This window comes from Thalassolituus hydrocarboniclasticus (assembly GCF_025345565.1).
GTDB classification, from domain to species: Bacteria; Pseudomonadota; Gammaproteobacteria; order Pseudomonadales; family Oceanobacteraceae; genus Venatoribacter; species Venatoribacter hydrocarboniclasticus.
In genome coordinates, this window is the sequence record NZ_CP054475.1 from 2942769 (window position 1) to 2964881 (window position 22113).

At 52.8% G+C, this 22113-nt stretch carries 15 protein-coding genes; 3 read left to right on the forward strand and 12 right to left on the reverse strand.

The window, feature by feature from the left end; genetic code table 11:
• Positions 1-68 precede the first annotated feature (68 nt).
• The 11 genes from HUF19_RS13195 to HUF19_RS13245 all read right to left on the reverse strand — a co-directional run bounded on the left by HUF19_RS13195 (position 69) and on the right by HUF19_RS13245 (position 17787).
• Positions 69-1265, reverse strand: coding sequence for a CDP-alcohol phosphatidyltransferase family protein (locus HUF19_RS13195; protein ID WP_260997047.1), 1197 nt, complete (start codon positions 1263-1265; stop codon positions 69-71).
• The gene (locus HUF19_RS13200) at positions 1262-2932 is read right to left on the reverse strand and encodes an AMP-binding protein (protein ID WP_260997048.1); all 1671 of its coding nucleotides are present in this window, start codon (positions 2930-2932) and stop codon (positions 1262-1264) included. The genes HUF19_RS13195 and HUF19_RS13200 overlap by 4 nt, the downstream gene beginning before the upstream one ends.
• Before the next feature lies 1 nt (position 2933).
• Positions 2934-4061: a hypothetical protein gene (locus HUF19_RS13205; RefSeq protein ID WP_260997049.1), complete on the reverse strand. Its 1128-nt coding sequence runs from the start codon at positions 4059-4061 to the stop codon at positions 2934-2936.
• Positions 4058-6847 (reverse strand): phosphoenolpyruvate synthase, encoded by a 2790-nt coding sequence (locus HUF19_RS13210; RefSeq protein ID WP_260997050.1) that lies wholly within the window; start codon positions 6845-6847, stop codon positions 4058-4060. The genes HUF19_RS13205 and HUF19_RS13210 overlap by 4 nt, the downstream gene beginning before the upstream one ends.
• Positions 6844-9618, reverse strand: coding sequence for a hydroxymethylglutaryl-coenzyme A reductase family protein (locus tag HUF19_RS13215; protein WP_260997051.1), 2775 nt, complete (start codon positions 9616-9618; stop codon positions 6844-6846). The genes HUF19_RS13210 and HUF19_RS13215 overlap by 4 nt, the downstream gene beginning before the upstream one ends.
• Positions 9615-10577, reverse strand: a complete 963-nt coding sequence (locus tag HUF19_RS13220) for a UbiA family prenyltransferase (RefSeq protein WP_260997052.1) — start codon at positions 10575-10577, stop codon at positions 9615-9617. Before HUF19_RS13220 ends, HUF19_RS13215 begins: the two co-directional genes overlap by 4 nt.
• Positions 10578-10612: 35 nt before the next feature.
• Positions 10613-12910 (reverse strand): efflux RND transporter permease subunit, encoded by a 2298-nt coding sequence (locus HUF19_RS13225; RefSeq protein ID WP_260997053.1) that lies wholly within the window; start codon positions 12908-12910, stop codon positions 10613-10615.
• Positions 12911-13359: 449 nt separating this feature from the next.
• On the reverse strand, positions 13360-14901 hold the full coding sequence (locus HUF19_RS13230) for a DHA2 family efflux MFS transporter permease subunit (protein ID WP_260997054.1): 1542 nt from the start codon (positions 14899-14901) through the stop codon (positions 13360-13362).
• A complete protein-coding gene (locus tag HUF19_RS13235) occupies positions 14898-15902 on the reverse strand; it encodes an HlyD family secretion protein (protein WP_260997055.1) in 1005 nt (334 codons plus the stop codon). The genes HUF19_RS13230 and HUF19_RS13235 overlap by 4 nt, the downstream gene beginning before the upstream one ends.
• 314 nt (positions 15903-16216) lie before the next feature.
• Positions 16217-17236 carry a hypothetical protein gene (locus HUF19_RS13240; RefSeq protein WP_260997056.1) on the reverse strand — a complete coding sequence of 340 codons (1020 nt, stop codon included), beginning with the start codon at positions 17234-17236 and terminating at the stop codon, positions 16217-16219.
• Between the two features lie 110 nt (positions 17237-17346).
• The gene (locus tag HUF19_RS13245; protein ID WP_260997057.1) at positions 17347-17787 is read right to left on the reverse strand and encodes an SHOCT domain-containing protein; all 441 of its coding nucleotides are present in this window, start codon (positions 17785-17787) and stop codon (positions 17347-17349) included.
• Between the two features lie 196 nt (positions 17788-17983).
• On the opposite strand from HUF19_RS13245, the gene HUF19_RS13250 reads away from it, so the two are divergent.
• The 3 genes from HUF19_RS13250 to HUF19_RS13260 all read left to right on the forward strand — a co-directional run bounded on the left by HUF19_RS13250 (position 17984) and on the right by HUF19_RS13260 (position 20793).
• Positions 17984-18559 (forward strand): hypothetical protein, encoded by a 576-nt coding sequence (locus HUF19_RS13250; protein ID WP_260997058.1) that lies wholly within the window; start codon positions 17984-17986, stop codon positions 18557-18559.
• 506 nt (positions 18560-19065) lie between these two features.
• Positions 19066-20241 carry a PilT/PilU family type 4a pilus ATPase gene (locus HUF19_RS13255; protein WP_260997059.1) on the forward strand — a complete coding sequence of 392 codons (1176 nt, stop codon included), beginning with the start codon at positions 19066-19068 and terminating at the stop codon, positions 20239-20241.
• Positions 20242-20397: 156 nt separating this feature from the next.
• The gene (locus HUF19_RS13260) at positions 20398-20793 is read left to right on the forward strand and encodes a glutaredoxin family protein (protein ID WP_260997060.1); all 396 of its coding nucleotides are present in this window, start codon (positions 20398-20400) and stop codon (positions 20791-20793) included.
• 35 nt (positions 20794-20828) lie between these two features.
• Here HUF19_RS13260 and HUF19_RS13265 read toward each other — a convergent pair whose 3' ends face one another.
• Entirely contained in the window at positions 20829-21866 is a 1038-nt protein-coding gene (locus HUF19_RS13265) for a hypothetical protein (protein ID WP_260997061.1), read from the reverse strand.
• Between the last annotated feature and the right edge of the window lie 247 nt (positions 21867-22113).

The window sequence follows — 22113 nt, forward strand, 5'->3', positions numbered from 1 at the left end:
ACGAGACCTAATAAAAGGGCGCGTAGTGTATAAAATCTGCCCTGTTGCCACAAGCATTCATTCACGCCTCAGACAGCACTGTCTTTGAGCTTATTACGATACAGCCACTGTTTAACCAGCAGCGCGGTCAGCGGGAAGGTAAGAATGTACAGGCCAACCACCGTCCAGCTCAGATCCAGCCACCAGCCAAGTATCAGCGCAACGCCAACCGCCGAGTCAATCTGGTCGATGGCGATAAACCAGTAACGCTGATCCTCAGGCACCTGCCCCGGCGCAATGCCCAGCCGACGCTTAAACCAGGAGTTGGGAAACTCCCCCAGAATATAACCAACACCAGCCATTGCCCCGGCCAGCAGCAGCGAATAGCCACTCCACACGGTCGGCCACTCCAGCGCCTGAAATATCAGTTCCAGTGGCCACAGACAGAGCGCGCCCAGCGCCGTCAGCAGCGGCACCAATAAAACGCCGCGCCAGGTTTTGTTGGCACCAAAGGCCGATTTCCACACCGGCCGGGCAAAAGAAGGCAGCACATCATTGCTGACACACCACATATGCGCCACACCGCCAATCACCACCGGCACCTGCAGGTACAGCGCCATCAGCAGCGGATGCAACGGCGCCTGTGCGCCCTTAGCTGCCAGCGTGGTGGCGCACAGCAGTGAGAAACCACCCAGCGTAATCCACAGCATCTGTGCCAGTGAGGTGAACTTAAAGAACGGCCGGGCGCGCAGCATCTGTACCGAAAACCACAGCAGCACCAGCGCCAGCAGAGCTTTGATAAAGGCAGTCCAACCCAGCCAATGCTCCAGCAATACCAATGGCGCAATAATCAGCAGGCTCCAGAATACCGGCATGCCCAGATAGGCAGGACGGGCATTGCCCTTGCTCGCATCCTCAATATTGCCGGTCTGATTGAATACCGACAGACGGATACAGCCCGCGGCGACCATAGTCACCAGCGCCACGGCATAAGCACCATCAAAACCCCACTGCAATAAAATCAGCGCCGGACTGACCAGATAAATCAGCACGTCCATAAAACCATCGAGGTAGCGACCGAACTCACGGGTCAGCCCCCAGCGCCGGGCCAGCAAGCCATCCAGCGCATCGGCGGTCATCGCCAGAAACAGCAACGCCAGCGCCGTCAGAGTTTCCTGCTGCAGGGTAAAGAACAGCGCCAGCAAGGTCAGCGGAACACTGCTCAGGGTTATCAGATCAACCCGGTTCAGGCGGATAATCCAGCCACCGGCCGGTAAACTGTTCATAGTGAGGTACTCTCCGTTTTATTCCAGGTAACCACCCTGTCGGTACGGCCTGCAGCCGCCATCTGACGCAGCAACGGACGGTCAATCTTGCTGTTGTGGCGACCATCCACCGGCATGTACTTCAGCCGGGCAACCTGCCATTCGCCGGCTGGCAGCAAAGCCAGCAACGCACTTTTAAGGTTTTCCAGTGGCTCATCACAGCAGACAAATAACCAGCCCTGCTGCTCATGGCCAATCAGCGCGCTGCGCTGTACACCGGCCAGCGCATCCAGTTGTTGCTCCAGCCAGAGCGGCTGCAAACGGCGCTGGCTGCCAAGCTGCACCGCATCTTTTACCCGGCCGCTGAGCCACAGCCGGCCCCGTTCATCAAGCCAGCCGGTATCACCGGTACGGTGCCAGACCAGACCATCGGCGCGCGGGATTTTATTTTCCGCATCAGCCTGAGGGTTGTGGTAATAACCACGCAGCACATGATTGCCGGCCACCAGAATTTCGCCCTCTTCGCCCACGCCACATCGGCCGTCGAGCAGATCACTTTCATTAACCAGACGTTCATTGTTTGCAGGCAGATTGCAGATCAGCACATCGGTGTCTTCAGCAATCTCGCCCACCAGCAAACCGGCCACACCGGGCTGTTCACCACTGTGCAGATAATCCTGCAGCAGCAACGAGGCAATGGGCTCAGCTTCGGTGGAACCATAGGCAATGCGCGCATAGGCATTGGGGAAGACCTGCAGCAGATCGCGCGCCAGCAGCTGGCTGACCGGCGCACCACCAATCACCAGACTGGTGATCTGCGGTAAGGTCGTCTTACGCAGCAACAGCTCATCACACAGGGCGCGGAAATAAGCCGGCGCACCACTGATGCGGGTAACCCCCTGCTGCTGCCAGCGTGTCAGAACCGCAGCTGCATCTACCTGTGCCGGAGCAGCCAGATCCACCTGTGGCAAACAACTGCTCATGCCGCAACTGAGGTTATGCAGCACCATGACCGGGAAACACGGGCTGTCACGCTCGCCATCGGCATCCGGCCAGTGATGACGGATCGCCGCATGCTGAGCATCCAGGCTGGCATGAGTGCGGTCAGCGCCTTTCGGCCGGCCGGTACTGCCGGAGGTAAAAGAAATAAGACCGTGATCGCCTGTGGGAGGCTCCGCCAGCTGCGGCCATGTGCCGCTATCAACAGACGCCAGCTTGCCCTTAAACGCCGTCAGCGCTTTACTCAGCGAACGACTTCCTAACGTTGTCCGGTCGATACTGAAGCGCTTTAAAGACCAGAGCTCAGGAATCAGCCAGAACCAGCGCAACAGCGCCTGCATACTGACAATTGCCACCGGGCGGGCATCGGCCAGCGCCATACGGATTTTCTTGCGGCCCATGCCGGTATCGATAAACACCGCCACCAGACCGGAGGCCAGCAAACTCAGCACCACCGCATACAGGTCAACCGACGGCCGGGCGATCACCACCACCCGCTCACCGGGCTGCAACCCCTGCTGCTGCCACAATAACTGCAGCGCGCTCACACGCTGCATCAGCTCGCCATAGGTACATTGCTCAGCGCCCAAACAACGACGCCCCTGCATCAATGGAATATCCAGCGCCAGCCGCTGCGGATTACGCCGCGCCTCCTCAAGCACATGACGGCAGAAATTCAGCCCGCTCATATCAGCCTTCCTGAGCAGCCGCGCGGGCCAGCTTCTTGGTAAACAAACCGTACACCCGCACTTCTTCGCCGTTGTGGGCATAACGCAGTGACGGATTATCTTCGCGCACCAGAGCCGCAGCCACGCGCTGATAGTGAGGCGCCGCCCAGCAGGTCAGCTGCATCGACATCAGGGTGAACAGACCAGCCTGACGATAATCGGGATGAATAGCCCCGGTTTTCGCCAGCGCCAGACGCGGCTCAGGCAACAGTGCCGCATGCTGGTCGTAGCGGATATCCGCAGCCTTCATCAATGAGCCAGCAACCTGCAGCGGACTGTAATCCGGATAGCACAGGAAAAATCCGGCAATAGCACCGCTTTTATGCCGTACCAGTACCGACGACTGCGGGCAGAGCTTGCGCGCAAAAGGCTCACCACAGGCAGCGGCAAACTGTGCTTCGCTGATCGGGCTGTAAGCAAAGTTCTGGCGGAACATGCGGTCGATTAACGGATACAGCTCCGGCAGATTATTCATCCAGGTGTCGCCATCCAGACGGCTGACAATAAATTCACCCTGCAATTGCTGTAACGCCTGTGCCAGTGGTTTTTCCATCTGCTGCGCCAGTGCCGGTAAATTATTATTAATGCGGGTGTAATAGCGGTAATGAATGTCGTAACCCAGCGTCTGTAATTGCTCGCCATAACTGAGCGGATTATAGGGTTCGCCGGCAAATACCGGCCCCGGCATACCGCCCTGCTCGTCGGCCAGGCGCAAACGGTACGGGCCGTAGGTATTAAAATTAATCGGCCCGTAAATACGCTCCGCTCCCTGCTCGGCGGCCCAGCGTTCAAAGCGGGCGAATAAATCCCGCTGCGCATTCAGTACCGCGTCGGTGTCGCCGCTGTTTTCCCAGAAACCGAAATAGGCAACGGCTTCATCATTAATACGCTGCTCGGGATTAAAAAAACCGGCTAAACGACAACCTTCTGCGGTTTCTGCCCAGGCACGGCCAGTGCGGAAATAATCATTTGCCGTACTGAACTGACGGCGCACTGCGGCTTCGTCTTCACCCAGCCAGAAGGCATCGTCGCTGTAACGCTCACGGGCAATGCGGAAAAACTCATCACTCAGGTGCGGAATGCTGCTCATGCCACCGACTCCTCGGCCGCAGCCATCGTATCAGCAGCATTAAATTCCAGCCGTTCTACACGGCCACTGGAACCATCCATGCGCACCAGCTCCTGGTCTGCCAGTAATTTGGTTAACCCCGGAATACCCACCACCGCAGGAATTCCCAGCTCACGGGCCACCACCGCCGAGTGGCTGAGGGTAGAACCACGCTCCACAAGAATACCGCCAGCGGTTGGGAATAACGGTGCCCAGCCCGGATCGGTACGCACGGTACAGAGAATCTGACCATTTAAATTCAGCTCATCGTCCGGTGAAAAAATCAGCCGCACTTTCTGCTCAACAATACCCGGATAACAACCAGTGCCCTGCAGACTGCCATCAGCAGCTGCGGTTTCTTCCTGAGCGTGCGGGTATTCAAAGCGATTATTGCAATACAAAGGTCCGCGGGTGTGGAAATGATGCGGTGGTTCGTCCGCTGCGTAAGACGCAAACTCCGCACGACGGATTGCCACCAGCGGTTTTAAATCAGCAGTCACCGAGCGGCCATCGGCATAGGCGTAGATTTCTTCCAGAGTCAGATAAAAAATATCCCCGGCCTGCTCAAGTTGCGAATAAAACACCAGCTGCTCACCGAGCTGACGGAAAATATCGCGGTACAGTCCAAACATCCGGGTACGCGCCAGACGCATATTTTCGCGGTTGCGGATGGCATCGCGCAGGCGGCTTAAATCACGCTGGAATTTTTTTAAGCCACGGCGACCAAATTGCTTCTGCAACGCCGGCAATACCGCCTGCTCTGCTTCGGCACGGAAACGGGCTTCGTTTTCGGCCAGCGTTGCCAGGGTCAGATCGTCACGGCTTAAAAAGTTTTTCAGCACCGCAAACATAAAGGATGCGTCCTGACGCAACGTTACCGACTCCAGCTTCAGCTCGCCCATGGTGCGGTCGCCGTACAGTTCAATGTACTGCAGACAGCGGCTGTGGAAATCCGGAAATTTTAATTGCAGCAGAACCAGAAGCTGATCGTTTGGCTGATCTTTTAAGCACGCCAGCAATTCCGGCTGTGTGCGCGCTTCATCGCATAAACGCAGCAGGAATTTGGTAGGTTCAGTACTTTCGATGCCTTCTTCACCGGACAGCAGGTTGTTCTGCACCAGTGCCGGATTTTCTACGCCGAGTTTTTCCAGCCAGCGGTGCACCTTGCCATTCATCATCATTACGTAAAAATCGTTAACGATGGGCGTGGTCCAGTTATTCAGCAGGGTTTTATCCAGGGTACGGCTGAGGCTGATTAATGCATCCATGCTCAGGCTGTGCAGTTTATTACGCTCGACCCGGGCATATTCAGCGGCAAAGTGCGCGCGGAATTCGGCAACCAGATCATCCATACGGCGGAAACGGCTGAGCATGGCAAACAAGGCGCGCAACATCTGCGGCAGGCGTGCCAGTTTTTCGCGGCCACTCAGTTCACGGTCCTGAATCAGATCCACCGGATCGGTCAGGCCCATCATGCGTTCCATATCGGCTTTATTGGTACGGAAAGATGGCAGGAATAATAACCCGCGATACCAGTTATTAATGTTGTAATACACCCGGCCACGAATCAGGCCGAGCATATTTTCCAGCATATCCTGATGCTGCTGTACGACATTTTCACGCACACCCAATAAACGCAGGGTTTGCTCGTAAACGGTTTTATAAGCGCGGTTAGCAAAGCTGAAGGTCAGCGGTGTGGTTACCCCACAATAGGATTCCTGAATATTGGAATTATCCCAGACCTGCAAACGGTCGGTGTCGGGGTTCTGTTCCGGTAAACGCGTCACCGGACGTGCCTGCAGAATATAAAACGCACCGTCTTTCAGACACCATTCAATATCCTGCGGTGCGCAATAGGCTTCCGCAATGCGGCGTCCCAGATCACGCAGGGCAAAAATCTGCGTGTCGGTTAAACAGGCAACCGTACGTTTATCGGCGGCCACTTCGTGTTCGCGGGTGCCGCCCTGTTCAGCATCCTGCACCAGACACAGGTCTTTATCGTTGACCTGTACGCTGAGTTCATTGCTGTTTAAACGCACACTGATTTCATCGGCATTGCAATGGCCGGAAACAAGACCTTCACCACAACCCCAGGTAGCCGAAATAAAAGCTTCGCCGCGATCGCCGTTAACCGGATTGGCAGTGAACATCACCCCGGCCACATCGGCATCAATCATGCGCTGAATAATCACTGCGGCATTAATATCGGTCAGGCCCAGACCTTTCTGGATGCGATAAGCCAGAGCACGGGCATTAAAGGCACTCTGCATCACGGTAATAATGGCCGCGGCAATCTGCTCTTCACCACGCTGATATAAGCAGCTGTCCATCTGTCCGGCAAAAGACGCACCTTCAGCATCTTCACCCACCACCGATGAGCGCACCGCCCACCAGCCATGTGCCAATGCATCGCTGCCAATGGCTGTGCGCACGTCGTCGGTAATGGCAACTAATAAACCGCCATCGCGGATTTTCTGCTGAATCCCCTGGGCAACCTGCTCCAGCGCACTGCTTTCGGGTTTATCGCCCAGTGACGCCAGTTCGGTTTCGATCCACTGCTCAAGATTCAGCGAGCGTAACTGTGCACGGAAAGCCGCAACGGGTACCACCCACCATTGCGGCACCTGAAGACTATTAATGGCCAGAGTCTGGCGGCTTAAAAATGCCAGGTTAAAGGCTTTGCCACCGATCTGATCAGCACTCAGCGCTGCGGCCTGCAGCGCATCCAGACAATAATTAGCCGGGCTGTTTACAGTGTCTTTTTTCACAGGCTTTGATCTCCGTTTTCCAGACGCTGAATTTCCAGATCCAGAAGACGACGGAAGGTACGCACCACCCGCTCCATAAACGGATAATGACGGAAGGTATGTGCCATCACATACATAGGTACACGGTTAACAACCAGATCCCACAGTGTCAGGGTAAAGCCGTAACGCCATTGTGCGGCATCCAGCGTAACGCCGGCAGCCTGCTCCAGCTGTACACGGTGACGCTCAATTAAAGTTTCCACCAGCTGCGGATCAAAATCCGGATTCAGGGTAAATACCAGCAATTCAGCCAGATCGTGTTGCGGTGCCTGAACGGTCGCCAGTTCCCAGTCGTAAGCGCAGAGTGTCAGTTCACTACCCTGACGACGGAAGGCAATATTGCGCGGATTAAAATCGTTATGGATCAGGGTTTTCGGTAAGGCATCCAGCTGCGGATACCACTGCTCCATGCTGTACACGCGATCGCGGAAGCGCTCCATATCACCAGCACTGAACCATTCCGGGAATTCCTGCTGGGCGTGAGCACCAAGCATTTCCCACAGGCGGGTTTTTTCCAGCATATTGGCGGTATTCGGTGCGTCGCAGATCCAGTCCTGCGTCAGCAGCTCATCTTCGCGGTTCAGCCAGATACTGTGCACCTGAGCAATGCCATCCACGGCGGCATTAAAGTGTTCGGTCGTCCAGCCGGAAGTGTCGTCAGCGGAATCCATTAATTCCAGACCGTCGAGATATTCCTGCACCAGTACATAGGCTTCGCGTGAGGCATCCGCCCAGGCCATATAGGTGGTCGGAGCAACGCGGCGGAAACGTTCATCCTGCTGTGCCATCACTTCCAGTTCACGCACATGACAGCCACGGAAACCAACATGCTTGCGGAATTCGTTATAGGCGTGCGCCAGACGGGCATCACACATCGACGCCATAGAATTCAGCATCAGAATAACTTCGTCATCCAGAGGCTTTACTTTGACCATCACATCCAGCGGCTGATCGGCATCGTCCAGCGTCAGGCGGAACGGATAATGGCCAACCAGTTTATTGATTTTATGCGCCGTCAGTTCGGTAATAATACTGCTGCCTTTACCCGACAGGCTCAGGCTCTGCTGCGCACTGACCTGCACGTTGCGGTTTAACCCCTGAGATAATGCGCGGCTGAAAAACTCCGGATTTAAATCACCCAGCTTTAACCATTCTACCGGGCGGTTGCGGCCGAGTTTTTCGTGAGCGCGGGCAAACTGATCGCTGGCAATGGCCGACAGCGTGGATAAATCCAGCGCCAGACAGTAACCGGCTATCACTTCGGCCAGTTTATGCGCACAGCCGGGGCCCGCGCAGCCAATCATCTGCAGGCATTCTTTCTGCTGCGGCAGACTGGTGCCGCCGCCGACCGTACCGACTACCAGACTTGGCAGACGCAGCGTGGCATAAATCGCATTATCATCGGTCATTTCCATATGCAGCTGGCCGATGGCCGACTCGTGTACACAGGCAATGTCCTGACCGGTGGCGGTAAACATCGCACCGATCACGTTGGCGATATTAATATTCAGACCGACCATACCGGCTGCAATACTGCCGCCAACAAAATGGTTATAGGCGGTAAACAGTTCGCGCGCGCTGACTTTTAATACCTTACGGCAGACGTCATCGCTGAGTACGGCTTCTGCCAATACGCGTACACCACGACCACGCAGGAAAGAGTTATAGGTAACTTTTTTATCGTTCGAGAGGTTGGCCTCAACCATAAAGTTTTCGAACTCAATGCCTTCAAAAGCACGCATTTCGGCCAGAATCCACTGGCACGCCTGCCAGGTGCAGGTGGTGGTCATATTCTGACCCGCAGCATCACCGGTTTCATACACAAACTGTACGTGCACCGTGCGGCCCATTAATTCAGTATGCACTTCCACCAGATTGGCGTAGTTCGAATATTTACGGGTTTGGGCGGCAATTTCGTGCTGATGGTCTTTTACCCATTCGGCAAAAAATAACGCCGAAGATAAATCGCTTAATACGAATACCGGTACGCGCAGCATACGCTGACCCAGAACCCGCACATTCACACCACCGGCACGGGAAATCGCTGTGGCACCACGGGTAGCCGAAGCCACCAGAGCACCTTCAGAGGTTGCCATCGGCGCGTAAAATAAACCGTTCGCGTGTTCACCCCGAATATGCAATGGCCCGGCAACACCTACCGGTATTTCGACCGTACCGATTAACGCTTCAATATTACTGACCAGCGCTTTCGGATCGAGAGTAATATCCGCTACCCGCTCCATCGCGGCACCGGTTTCTGCGCGGACAAAACCCAGACGCTCCTGACGGGCCTCTTCGGTGTATAAACCACGCGCCGGTACTTTCGGCAACGTCAGTTCGTCGTATAAACGACCATCATCTTCTGCCGCACGCTGACGCAGGGCATAACTGATCTGCCACAGCTGACGGCTGTTTTCGGCAGCGTTTTCACCATCGGTATCGTTACGCAGTACCAGACGCCATAATTTAGAATTCTGCGCGACCTCCAGTTTGCTGATGATTAAATCGCGCAGCACATATTCTTTGTCGGCCAGAACCAGAGTCACCGTGGTAAAGGCAGCATCCAGCTGCCATTGTTCGCAGGGCTCGGCCAGCACGCATAAATGGCTTTTGGAAACATCCACGGCTTCGGCATTGCGCCAGTTATCACCGCACTGCAGACTTACGCTGGCGTTCTGTTCAGGGCTGAATTCATAACGGGCTTGAGTAGTATAAACGCGGGCCTTTTTCATACGGCAGCTCCCAGCAGGTGAATGTTTAATGCAGCGGCGATAATCACCACCAGATAGCCCAGCAACATCGTCAGGGCGACGGCTTTCTCGTTATTTTCACGGCCGCTTTCATGGGGGGATTGTTTGAATTTGAAAACAGCTTTAAGAGCCAGTACCAGAACCAGTACCAGCAATACGGCATAAACCACTAATACTGCGACATCCAGCAGCCACAGTAATACCAGCTGGTTCACCACCATGGCGCAGACCAGCGCAATGACCAGATTAGCGGCACCCTGCACGCCAAGGATGCGCGAGTAAGAATCGACCGTTTCGCGCTCTTCTTCCGGGCCACGGGTTTTACGGGTAATTTCAAAACAGAAGCCGCTGATAAACGCCAGGCTCATCATCGCCATTAAAGGTGCAGAATTCAGTAGCTGCATTACCGGCAGTTGTGGTTGTGCCATCGCCGCCAGCCAGAGCACGATCAGCGGCATAATCGCCATATGGCTCAGGGCATACAACAGCAAACGTTTTTCCAGCCAGGCGCCACAAAAAAATTCGGCGCCCATTAAACACAGGTAAACAAACATTACGGCCCAGACGATCAGGGTATCGGTACCCAGAAACAGGCTCCACAGCAGCTGGGCAATTACCGCAATAATGCCCAGACCTTTCAGGTGCGTCAGAGTAATGCGGCCACTCTGCAGTACGCGTTGCGGGTGATTTTTAACATCCAGCTCGTAATCTTTATGTTCATCAAAAATACGGATGGTTAAAAACAACGACCAGGTAACCAGACAGGCAACAATATCACTCCAGTTAAAAAACCATTCGCCCTGACTGGCGCGAACAACACTGGCAGTGACCAGATAAAGAATAAAAAACAGCAAGGCATTGGCGAACGGAAAACGTTCGTCCATCCAGGCGCGGATACGGCGCAGCAACGGCTCGCCGGCGATAACAGCAGAGTTAGTCATAGAGAGGTCTCATTAATTGAATAAATCAGAAAAATTCAGTCGCGATCCAACAGCATCAGCAACAAAGGTAAAAGAATAAGATCGGCCAGTAAGGCGACAATAACCGTCAGAGCCATCAGCCCACCCATGCCCCAGGTCGGCGAAAAAGGTGACAACAGCAACAGTGCAAAACCGGCGGCCAGTACCAGGCTGGTAATAATCATGGCCACGCCAACGGTAGAAAATGCGTATTCGATGGCCGCTTCGGTGCTTTCACCTCTGGCCCTGGCGCTGCGGTACTTGGCAAGAAAATGCACGGTGTCATCAACCACCAGACCAAGACTCATACAGGCAACAATACTCAGCCCCAGATCAACATGGCCGCTGATATAACCCCAGATACCGTAAGCCAGCAGTGCCGGCAGTAAATTCGGCACCAGGCTGATCAACCCGAGACGTACCGAACGCAGTACCAGCATCATGACCGCCGAAATTAATACCAGCGCCAGTAATGTGCCCTGAAACAGGCTGATGCTGTTACGGTCAGAAATCTGGGCGAACACCATATCCAGACCACTGCCCGGAGCAATACTCAGCGCCGGAGTATGTTCTGCCGCCCAGTCGAGCAGAGCCTGATCAAAGGCCACTAATTCACGTGAGGTACGCTTGAATAAATGCACGGTAAAACGGCTGGCGGTCTGATCAATAGTAAGACGCTCATTCAGACCCATACCAAAAGGCAGCGACATTTCGTACAACAGCATTGCCTGAGCGACCTGCTCATCGGAAGCGGGAATGCGGTAGTAATCTTTATCACCATCATGCAGCGCCTGATTCAGTGTCAGTAATGGCTGATGCAGACTGTCAACAAAACCGACTTCAGCAAAGGTTTCCAGATGCTCAGCCAGTTGCTGCAACTGTTGCATAGGCTCGGTACGGTACAGCGAGCCACCATCCTGTGCCGCAATGCGGTACTGAATAAAATTAACGCCGTTAAGTTTATCGTTCTGCAGATCCAGTGCCTGGCGAACCGCAAAGGATTCATCGTAATACTGATGCCACTGCTCATTGAATTTCAGCTGACTGACACCGGCTGCCAGTATCGCTGACACAATGACCGCCCCCAGCAGTAACGCCCGCGGATGCGGCTGCAATACCCGCTGCCAGAATGTGAGCAATAAGCCACTGAGCCATTGTCCGGGATGCGCCAGCGTCCGGCCCGGCTGTATTTTTGGCTGTGGTAAAACACGCAGTGCGGCAATAAACAGAGTCAGACTCAGCACCGCAGCTAACAGTGCGGCAAAAGCGACTAAATTGCCCAGGTCGCGATATGGCGGAGACTCGCTGAAATTCAGGCACAACAAACCAAGCGCAGTAGTAATCGAAGTAATCCACACCGGGCGGATATTGGATTTAACCGCTTCCGCCAGTGCAGGTACTTTGCTCATACCGGCACGCAGCCCATGCTGATAGGTCGCCAGAATATGCAGGCAGTCAGCAATTACGATAATCATAATCATCGATGGCACCACACCCACCACCGGAGTCAGGCGTGCCGTGGTCAGTCCCAGCGCACCGGCCCACCCCAGAGCACCAAAGGTCGCCATTACACTCAGCAACGTCAGGGTTAATGCCAGAAAAGTACCGGCGAGAGAGCGGGTCAGAAAAAAGATACCAGCGAAAATCAGCAGATAACTGGCCGGAATCAAGGCTTCCATATCGCGCTCTACGGCTTCAGCCAGCGCCAGATTAATAATCGCCGAACCAAACAACTGTACATTCAGATGTTGCAGGTCAGTTTCAGCGAGTAATTTACGGGTATAGGCGACCAGTTCGGCGGTTGCTTTTTCGTCACCGTCCGGCAATGAAAGGCTGACAATAATTAATGCCAGATCGCCGTCTTTATTGACCAGACGATTCAGCAGATCGGGTTGAGTCCGGATATATTCCAACTCCCCCGAAATATCCCAAGCAGACGCTTGCTCAGGCCGATAAAAATCATCGATATTAATATTATCATCAGCAGACTGAATACGCTGATAATTGGTAAGGGAATCCACCCGGCGGGCGTAGGGAATTTCCCAGGCGACCTGGGTAAGTTGTGCAATTTCATTTAACGCACGGGGATCAAGCACAGTGGCCGACGATGATGGCTGCAACAGAAAGGTCAGCGTATCCTGTTTATTAAAATCCTTTTCAAGCTGCTCAAAGCTCAGCAGCTGCGGATTATCAGCACTGAAATAAACCCGGAAGTCTGATACAAATGACAGCTTTGTCGCCCCTGCTGTCAAACTTATTATTAGTATTATGGCGGCAACAATAACCAGCCACGGATAACGCAGTGAGAATGACACGATAAAATCCTTTTAGCCTTGCTAAAAAAAACTGGCACATCGTTTGCCATCAGCGGCTTTAGAATAATCGTTGTAACAATGCCCGGAACGGCCGCGGATATTACCCAGAGCATTCCCTTAAGGCCAGAGACAAGAACAGAAAAAATAAGAATTAATGCAACTTATCCGACAATTTTTCCCTGAGGACAAAGAGCATCCGGAATGCAATCACGCATCCGGACAATATTGCTCACCAATCAGGACAACTGCGCAATACTCCAGACCTTGTTAACAAATATATAAATATAATAATAAAGAATTATATAAACAGATCCGGGATAGATAATTGCAGCAAAACGGGCCGCAGGAAACTTTTGGATAAATTCAGGTTTACCGGCCAGTTGCAGAACCGGTAAAAAAAAGCCGCAGCCGGAAAATTCCGCCTGCGGCTTTAATAATAACCGGCAGTATCAGTGAACAGCGGCTTCAGCAGCAGAAGCCTGCTTATCCGCCGGACGAATGCCAAGCGAGGCAAGGGCAGCAACCATCAGTGCCAGACCAAGTACAAAGAAGGCTTCGTTATAGGACATAACCATGGCCTGTTGCGTCACTTCCTGCATCAACAGGCCATAACTCTGCTCAGCAGCACCACCGCCACTTTCCAGCGCACCACCGAGCAGGCGCATATACTCAATGACGTTCTGACTGCCACTGACCAGCGTCTGTTTAAGCTCAGCCAGATGGTAATCGGTGCGCTCTGACAGCAGGGTTGCCAGCAAAGCAATGCCCACAGCACCACCCAGGTTACGCATGACGTTAAACAGGGTCGAGGCTGACGGTGCATCTTTGGGATCGAGATTCTGCGACGACATTATCGACAGTGGCACCATAATAAAAGGCTGCCCCAAAGCACGGACCAACAGTGCCGGAATAAGATACGAGCCATTAAAGTCGATACTCATATGCATATTCATCCACATACTGCCGCCGACCACAAAGAAGCCGAACGCTACCAGATATTTGGCGTCAATAAATTTCAGCAAACGGGGAATCAGCGGAAAGAAAGGCAACTGTGGAAAACCGACCCACATTAATACCAGACCAATATCCAGCGCCGTATAGTCATGTACCGATGCCAGATATAACGGCACCAGATACACCGAGCCGAATAAACCCGCCCCCAGAACAAAGTACGCCACACAGGCGAGGGAAAAATCCAGGCTGCGGAACAGGCGCAGATCCACCAGCGGATGCTCCGTAGTCAGCTGCTTACGCACAAACAGCAACAGACTCAGCCCCGACACCAGTGCCAGCCAGCGGATATATTCGGCGTCAAACCAATCGTCGCGCGCGCCTTCTTCCAGCATGATCTCCAGACAGCCAAGACCAAGCGCCATGGTCACCATGCCGAACAGATCGATTCTTTTAAGCTGTTCCGGGTCGCCTTCTTCTTTATCCAGACCCGCTGCCAGCAACATTAATACAGCAATACCGGGAATAACGTTCAGATAGAAGATGTAGTGCCAGCTGAAGGCTTCCGTCAGCCAGCCCCCCAGCGTCGGACCAATGGTTGGTGCGAAGGTCGCGGTAACACCAAACAACGCCATACCCACAGGGCGCTTATCCAGCGGCAGCAGGGTAATAATCAGGGTAAAGGCCATCGGAATCAGCGCGCCGCCACTGAATCCCTGCACGGCACGGAAGACAATCATCGACTCCAGATTCCAGGCAAAGGAACAGGCCAGCGAGGCAACAATAAAGATGGCACCATTCCACAGCAGATAACGGCGCGGCGATAACCAGGCAGCAAAGAAACCACAGAGCGGAATAGCGATCATTTCGGCGACCAGATACGAGGTCGCAATCCAGGAAGATTCTTCCAGCGTCGCGCCCAGCGCCGCCTGAATATCTTTCAGCGATGAGTTGGTAATCTGGATATCGAGAATGGCCATAAAGGCGCCCAGCAGAGCGCCACTGATGGCCAGCCAGTGCTTGGGAAAGCGCTCGCTCATTCAGTAAAAACCGTCACTTCCAGCGACATGCCCGGACGTACCGCGCTCAGATCCTGATCGTCATCAAACAGAATTTTTACCGGTAAACGCTGAATCACCTTGGTGAAATTGCCGGTGGCATTTTGTGGCGGCAGCAACGCAAATTCAGAGCCGGTGGCGGCAAAGAAGCTGTCGATATGGCCTTTCAGTACTTTGCCACCCAACGCATCCACGTGAATATCAACGGCCTGACCCACCGCCATAGCGGCAACCTGGGTTTCTTTAAAATTGGCGTAAACCCAGATCGGTTCAGTCACCAGACTGAGGAGGCGCACACCCGGCTCAACACTCTGCCCCACCTGCACCTGACGGCTGGTTACAACCCCCGCACGCGGCGCACGTATAGTGGTGTAGTCCAGCTCCAGCTGCGCGCGCTGTACCGCCGCCGCAGCCTTGGCCACATCAGCAGCCAGCTGTGGCTTCTCACCACTCAGTGTCACCAGATTGGCCTGCTGTGCCGCCAGCTGAGCCTTGGCCTGATTTAATCGTGCCTGCGCGGCGGCTTTGTTCAGCTCTGCGGCATCCAAATCATCCTGCGACACATATTGTTTGCCCATTAACTGCAACAAACGATCAGCCTGCTGCACCGTACGGCGCCATTCGGCATCGGCGGCAGCCACGCTGGCACGGGCGGCGACAATCTGTGACTGCTGGGCGTTTTCACGGTCGGCCAGATGCACCAGACGCGCTTCTGCCTCGGCCTGCACCGCCTCAGCCTCAGCCAGTTTCGCCTGATACAACGCCGGGTCCAGCTGCAACAGCACATCACCTTCGGCTACCAGACGGTTGGCCGGTGCGGGGGTCGCTGTTACCGTCCCCGGAATACGGCTCATAACCGGCACAATATCGGCCTTCACATAAGCATTATCGGTATCTTCACGGCCCTGATGCCACCACCACCAATAACCACCGGCCAGCAACAAAGCTACGACCAGAATGCTGATTTTCTGTTGTTTGGACATAAAAAACCTGAAAAATGGGCTACGAAAATCGTACCAGTCTAACGGTAATGTGTTCAGTGTAAACAGAGGTTTTGTAGCCAAACTGTTCCATTATCAGAACAGATTCTGGCCGATTAGACACCTTCAGAGGTTAAATGAGACATAGCATGACCTGCACCAGCCAGATAAGCGCCAGGCCGAAGCCAGAGCATACAAAGACAATATGGCGGCAACCCCGAATATATACCGCTCACAGTCTCCCACGATTGATCAGACTAAAGAGCACGATATCGCAACCACGGCCTGCATCGGTTCTATAGCATTCCGGTCGGCGGCTAAAACAAATACTCCAAACCGGCCATCAACACATCCACCGGATTGCGCTGGCCATTTTCCTGATAAAAAGACAGATAAGCAGACAACCGATAAGTAAGATAGGTGCCGCCCTGCAAAGCAACGCCCTGATTAACGCCACGGGAATATTCAGCCTTCAGGTAGGAATAACGATTGGGATACCAGGTTGCATAGTAACGCCAGAGCTCTTCGTCAGAGGATCGCTTTACAGAGGTTTTTGCATTCAGAAGGCCCGGAAAGTCATCGGAGGCAGGGTCAATCAGACCATTGAAATAATTAAGGTCTGAGATCTCTTCACTAACATCAGCAGTGGCCCAAGCCATACCCGCCGATAAATATGAGCCATCCGGCATGCGGTCGGTATACATCATTGCTAATTCATCTGACGTTCGGCCTGCGACAGACTGAAGATAATAGTGATTACCGACTGTCGGAAACTTATATGGCATAGACAAGCTTTCAGCGTATTTGTACCGCACCGTTGAATCATTATCTGTACGGCTGAAACGCACAAAAAACTCATCGATATATACCCCCAGAGACTTAATATCTATCGACTGATCCGCCATCGCATCCTGACGGCCAGAGAAGTTTACCGCCACATCCACATCGGCATCCTGCATCTCTGATTTGGACCAGCTGAATACAAGGGGGCTTTGCGCTGAGGCCAGTGTCAGTCCTTTACCGAGATAATGACTGCTGACATCAATTCCTGATGCCTGAGTAACCGCGGTACGGCTCAGATATACCGAACTGCTGCGGTTAAAATACTCCTGCAGTCCCATAGGGTAATCGTTACGGGCATTCACTGGCGAAAAGAATATTTGCCCTCTCAGCATCCGGCTATCGGTCTCCATGCTGTCTGAGTCGGAAGAACGGATCTCATAACCAACCCGGGCACGGTATTCAGATAACCCATCGGCAATAGCAAAAGGAGCAACAAAAGGCGTAAAAACAAGACTGCCCAGCAGGGCAAAACGAAAAGCACAACGAAAATCCATTAGCGTACAGCGTTCCTGATTCCTTCAAGTCTGCGCGCATTCTATAGACAATTGATGTGGAAAAACAGCAGCAGCCTGTCGGGCTTTCAGCCGTGCTGCCGCAATATGCTTTATAAATCCTTCAGAATATCCTGACGCTTCGCCTGATATTCTTCTGCACTGATCAGACCTTTGGCTTTCAGCGATTCCAACACCAGCAAACGCTTCTCTACGGTACTCCAGCCTTCAGCACCTTTTACTACTGTTTCCGCAGTGGCAGCCGCTGCAGCACAACGGTAATAATCCGCCGACACTTTGGTGGCAACTACGGTTTTCATCCCGGTCAGCGAAGGTTTTTTACGCCGGCTTTCTTCGCTGTCACCCATCAGCAGCGCATCCGCTCCGGCAGCAACCGCCTGGGTCTGGTGCCAGTTCAGACACTCTTCCGCCGCCAGTCTTGCTTCCGTAGAGCATTGTTCCTGCGCCAGCCATGTACAACCAGTTTCCTCACCAGCGGACAGCACCCTGATGTTATCCGCTGCGCTGGCAAAGCATGGCAGCAGAACCAGCATAAGCATTCCTGTTCTGATCATTTTTGTTTCCCCACAGTATTCACAGCAACTTTATCACAGCTTTACCGCTACCTTAGCAACTGCATTGAAGAGCTGGCAGCATATAAATACAATGCCGCCAATGAGGCACAGCCTGACTCCACAATGGTCTGACATCACCTCATATACTTATTATTTCAAGGACGTTTTATTCTCAATGAAAACACTGTTAGCACTCCCACTGCTGTTACTCCTTACCGCCTGTACTCACTATTCAGTATCCAACGTCAGCCTGCTGCACAATGAACCTGTTGCCCAGCCTGCACAGACCCAGCCATTCCTGCTGAATATTGACGCTGATAAAAACTGCTACAGCAGCCGGGTGGGACAAAGCATCCGTACAACCTGCTCTAACAAAGGCCGCATTCAAACCATTGTTGCGGCATTCAAAGAACAGGGATTAGCGGCCAGACCGCCGCAGGAAAATCAGCCTGCGCCGACCATCAGCGTCAAAGTTGACAGCATCAACAGCTTCGTTGAATACACCACCGGTTTCTTCAATATCATTACCCTTGGTCTGTCACCGCTGTATCACTACGATGATTATATCGTGACCTATAAAGATGCCGAAAACGGCGTCGAAATTACCGACAGCGTACGGGTGTCATCCTACTCAGGCTGGTTCTCATTATTTATGTCGAATCCGGAAGATCTCGGACGCGGCGAAATCAAACTGCGTGCAGAAAAAAATCTGATCCGCTCCGTTGTCAGCGAAATCAAAACTGCCGAGTAACAACCACAAACTAACAACCGCAGAGCCATTTATTTCTGCAGGGCCGCCAGCCATAAGCTGGCGGCCTTGCTATGGAATAGCTGATATCCTGCAGCGCAGAATACGGCCGGATGAATATTATCAACATTCCGGCCAAACAGATTCTGATAAGAACTCCCCCGTCTCTCCTCAGCCTAGAATGCAGCAGAAGAACAATTCCGGATCAGCCAAAAGGCTGCATGCACAGGATTACAGAGCAAACAATCTGTAACCAAACTCAACGCTTCGCTCAACATTTGACCTGAAGATATATACAAACCAATACATTTGTGGCAACAAAACTGACAGAGCATCGCGTAAGGATGATCCGTCGCCTTACTTACAACGTAATTCTGTGAGCGAAGCCTCAATAATAAGCAGGTAGGTATCCGGCCAAACTGTTACTATTTTTCATACCGATTGTCCCTGTATCCCGGCACAATAAAAATCACGAATAAGATACAAAGCATTACTTATAAGGAGTCTTCATGAGCATCGAAAACTGGCTTCACCTTCTGGCAAAACACGATGGCTCTGATCTTTATCTGAGTAAAGGTGCCCCACCATGCGCAAAATTTCAGGGACAGTTAAAACCAATAAGTCGCGATGTTCTTGGTCCTGGTGATATTGAAAAAATTGCCTATTCCATTATGTCAGAAGCACAACGCAAAGAATTTGAAGATGAAATGGAACTGAATATGGCCATGTCTAATTCTTCCGGCCGCTTCCGTATTAATATTTTCAAACAGCAGCACGAAGTGTCGATGGTGGCACGTAATATCAATACCGAAATTCCCGATATCGCCCAGCTGAATCTGCCACCGGTACTGAAAGAAGTGATTACTGCCAAACGTGGTTTAATTCTGTTTGTTGGCGGTACAGGCTCCGGAAAATCCACTTCGCTGGCCGCGCTGATTGACCACCGTAACGCCACTACCTACGGCCATATTATTACCATCGAAGACCCGATTGAATTTGTGCACAAGCACAAGAAAAGCGTGATTAACCAACGTGAAGTCGGTACCGATACCAAAAGCTATGCCGCAGCGTTAAAAAACACCCTGCGTCAGGCACCAGACGTGATTCTGATTGGTGAGATCCGTGATGCCGAAACCATGGAACATGCCCTCGCCTTCGCCGAAACCGGCCATCTGGCCATTTCCACTCTGCATGCCAACAATGCCAACCAGGCCTTTGAACGTATTGTGAATATGTTCCCGGAAGAGCGCCGCAATCAGATTCTGCTTGGTCTTGGCCAGAATGTGCGCGCCATTATTTCCCAGCGCCTGATTCCTACCATCGATGGTAAACGTGCAGCTGCCGTTGAAGTGCTGCTGGGCAATAAAACCGTAGAAGATCTGATTATTCGCGGTGACTTCCCATCCATTAAAGAAATTATGAACAAGTCCGAAAACCTCGGCATGCAGACTTTCGACGGTGCACTCTACCATCTGTACAAACAGGGCAAGATCACTCTGGAACAGGCACTGAAGAACGCCGACTCTGAAAACAACCTGCGTCTGCGCATTAAACTGGGTGATAACAAACCGGAAGCAGCTAAGCCTGCGGCGGCAAAACCAGCGGCCCCTAAAGCCGCTCCCGCCACATCCGGACTGGAACTCAGCCTGATGGATGACAGCAGTAAAGAAGAGGCTTATGCCTGATTAACGGCATACAGTCAGATAATAAAAGCGGGTCTGATGGCCCGTTTTTATTGTTCGTTATTCCGACTGGAGAATCAGCCAGGTTCCGGTAAACATTGCAGCCAAAAGAAGAAAAATACGATATTCTCGGCTCCCATATATTTACAGGAGTTTACTATGCAAAGGATTCTGCTTCTTCTGCTCGCCGCAGGCGCTGCTTACTACGTGTTCAACCCTTCATCTTCCGCAACAACGCCATCAGCGGCGTCCGGCAGGGTGTATATCGAGCCCGGAGCCTATCGCAATGTTCAGGTTGAGCTGTACGCCACCGACTGGTGCCCTTACTGCAAGCAAGCGCGGGCCTTTATGGATAAAGAAGGTATCTCCTACATTGAGTACAATATCGAGCAGGACCCGGCGGCACTGAAGCGGCAGAAAGCATTACTTGGTGACAAGTACAACCCGAGCAAAGCCAACGTTCCCTTTTTTGTCGCCAATGGCCACACCAAAAAAGGCTATAGCGAAGCCCGCTTTATTAAATTTCTGCAAATAGCTGCCGCGGCGCCGAAATAAGCGCACACGACAAAAAACAGCGGAAGGGATTAACGTTAAAAGACCGTCACAGATTCCAGCCGGTCAATGGATTCGCCCATAGTAAAACTGAATGGGCGACCCATTCTCTCAGCTGCCATAAAGCGGCATTTCTCTTTCAGGTTTTGCATCGAAAAATAATTCACCTGCCTGCTCTGATGCTGGACAGTACCCATGGTGCCAAGCTGAAATTCCACCGCACCGATCTCTTTACGGTACAGCGCAACACTCTCGCTGTTGATAAAGGTGGTGGATAAAAGCACCTCTTTGTTGTCGAGCTTAGCCTGCATCGCCGGAGTTGTATCACCCAGAGTGACAGTGATATCCACCGGAATGTTATAGCGGCTGTGGGAGCTCTCCGGGCGGCGTACCAGCACAATACCTTGCGGTATAGGCGACGCCTTGTCGGCGGTATTGTCTGCTGATGCAGTCGACTCTCCGATCGCTTCTGCTGGTCGATAAATCACATCGACATCGGTAAAAGGCAGTGCCGGTGACATATTGACGGCAACAGAACAAAAAGCCTCGCCTTCGCTCTCGCGTGAGCCTTTTAAAGCCGCTGCATACATATCCCCCAGGCTATACGACAAGCCAATAATCGCATCATCTATGCTCAGCTGCGTGCGATACTCTGTCGCCAGGGTTTTAACGTCTTCGCGGTAATCCTCAGCGTCTGACTTGATCTGTTCAGGGCGCAGGGTAAGGTTCAGATAAAAGTCATCGTCGCGGGCTTTAATAATACTTTCCAGCGCGTCACGCAGAGCATTTTCCTGCGCTGCGGATAAACCAGCAAACAGCGGCATATTGAGCACCATGGTTCTGCCGCTGTAGTCGTCCTTATCGTAGCTGATACGCACGGTATCCGGATCAATACCGGCCTCTGTCAGCAATGCGATAACGCCTTCACGATATACGGGTTTAATACGGCTGCCGGTATTGTAATCCACCCGCTCTGCCACAACCGAAGTCGCAAATTTCAGTTCGGCAATATCGCTGCGACAACCTGCTGACAGTGCAGCCAATACCAGTACAAACAGAGAGACCACGCGCTTCATGCAAAATCCTGTGCGTTTGAATAAGCCCGGCAGTGTAATCGCGCGCACCAAAGCGGGTAAAGGCAGAGAGCCGGAAAAGCATCTGTTACTGACCAACTTAATTATAGATTTGGGACAGGAGCCGCAATCTGCCAGCTTCAGCCTGTGTTTAGCCTCTGCCAGACCCGCACCTGCCGTCGCTGGCCTGGTCAGTCGTCACGGTCACTGCAAGGCAGCAGGATGAGAGAAGAAAGCAGAGAAGAAAGCA

What these genes read in the sequence shown, in the direction of transcription:
- HUF19_RS13195 (WP_260997047.1), bottom strand. Translation starts at nt 1,265, where the DNA reads ATGAACAGTTTACCGGCCGGTGGCTGGATTATCCGCCTGAACCGGGTT.
- HUF19_RS13200 (WP_260997048.1), bottom strand. Translation starts at nt 2,932, where the DNA reads ATGAGCGGGCTGAATTTCTGCCGTCATGTGCTTGAGGAGGCGCGGCGT.
- HUF19_RS13205 (WP_260997049.1), bottom strand. Translation starts at nt 4,061, where the DNA reads ATGAGCAGCATTCCGCACCTGAGTGATGAGTTTTTCCGCATTGCCCGT.
- HUF19_RS13215 (WP_260997051.1), bottom strand. Translation starts at nt 9,618, where the DNA reads ATGAAAAAGGCCCGCGTTTATACTACTCAAGCCCGTTATGAATTCAGC.
- HUF19_RS13220 (WP_260997052.1), bottom strand. Translation starts at nt 10,577, where the DNA reads ATGACTAACTCTGCTGTTATCGCCGGCGAGCCGTTGCTGCGCCGTATC.
- HUF19_RS13230 (WP_260997054.1), bottom strand. Translation starts at nt 14,901, where the DNA reads ATGAGCGAGCGCTTTCCCAAGCACTGGCTGGCCATCAGTGGCGCTCTG.
- HUF19_RS13235 (WP_260997055.1), bottom strand. Translation starts at nt 15,902, where the DNA reads ATGTCCAAACAACAGAAAATCAGCATTCTGGTCGTAGCTTTGTTGCTG.
- HUF19_RS13240 (WP_260997056.1), bottom strand. Translation starts at nt 17,236, where the DNA reads ATGGATTTTCGTTGTGCTTTTCGTTTTGCCCTGCTGGGCAGTCTTGTT.
- HUF19_RS13245 (WP_260997057.1), bottom strand. Translation starts at nt 17,787, where the DNA reads ATGCTGGTTCTGCTGCCATGCTTTGCCAGCGCAGCGGATAACATCAGG.
- HUF19_RS13250 (WP_260997058.1), top strand. Translation starts at nt 17,984, where the DNA reads ATGAAAACACTGTTAGCACTCCCACTGCTGTTACTCCTTACCGCCTGT.
- HUF19_RS13255 (WP_260997059.1), top strand. Translation starts at nt 19,066, where the DNA reads ATGAGCATCGAAAACTGGCTTCACCTTCTGGCAAAACACGATGGCTCT.
- HUF19_RS13260 (WP_260997060.1), top strand. Translation starts at nt 20,398, where the DNA reads ATGCAAAGGATTCTGCTTCTTCTGCTCGCCGCAGGCGCTGCTTACTAC.
- HUF19_RS13265 (WP_260997061.1), bottom strand. Translation starts at nt 21,866, where the DNA reads ATGAAGCGCGTGGTCTCTCTGTTTGTACTGGTATTGGCTGCACTGTCA.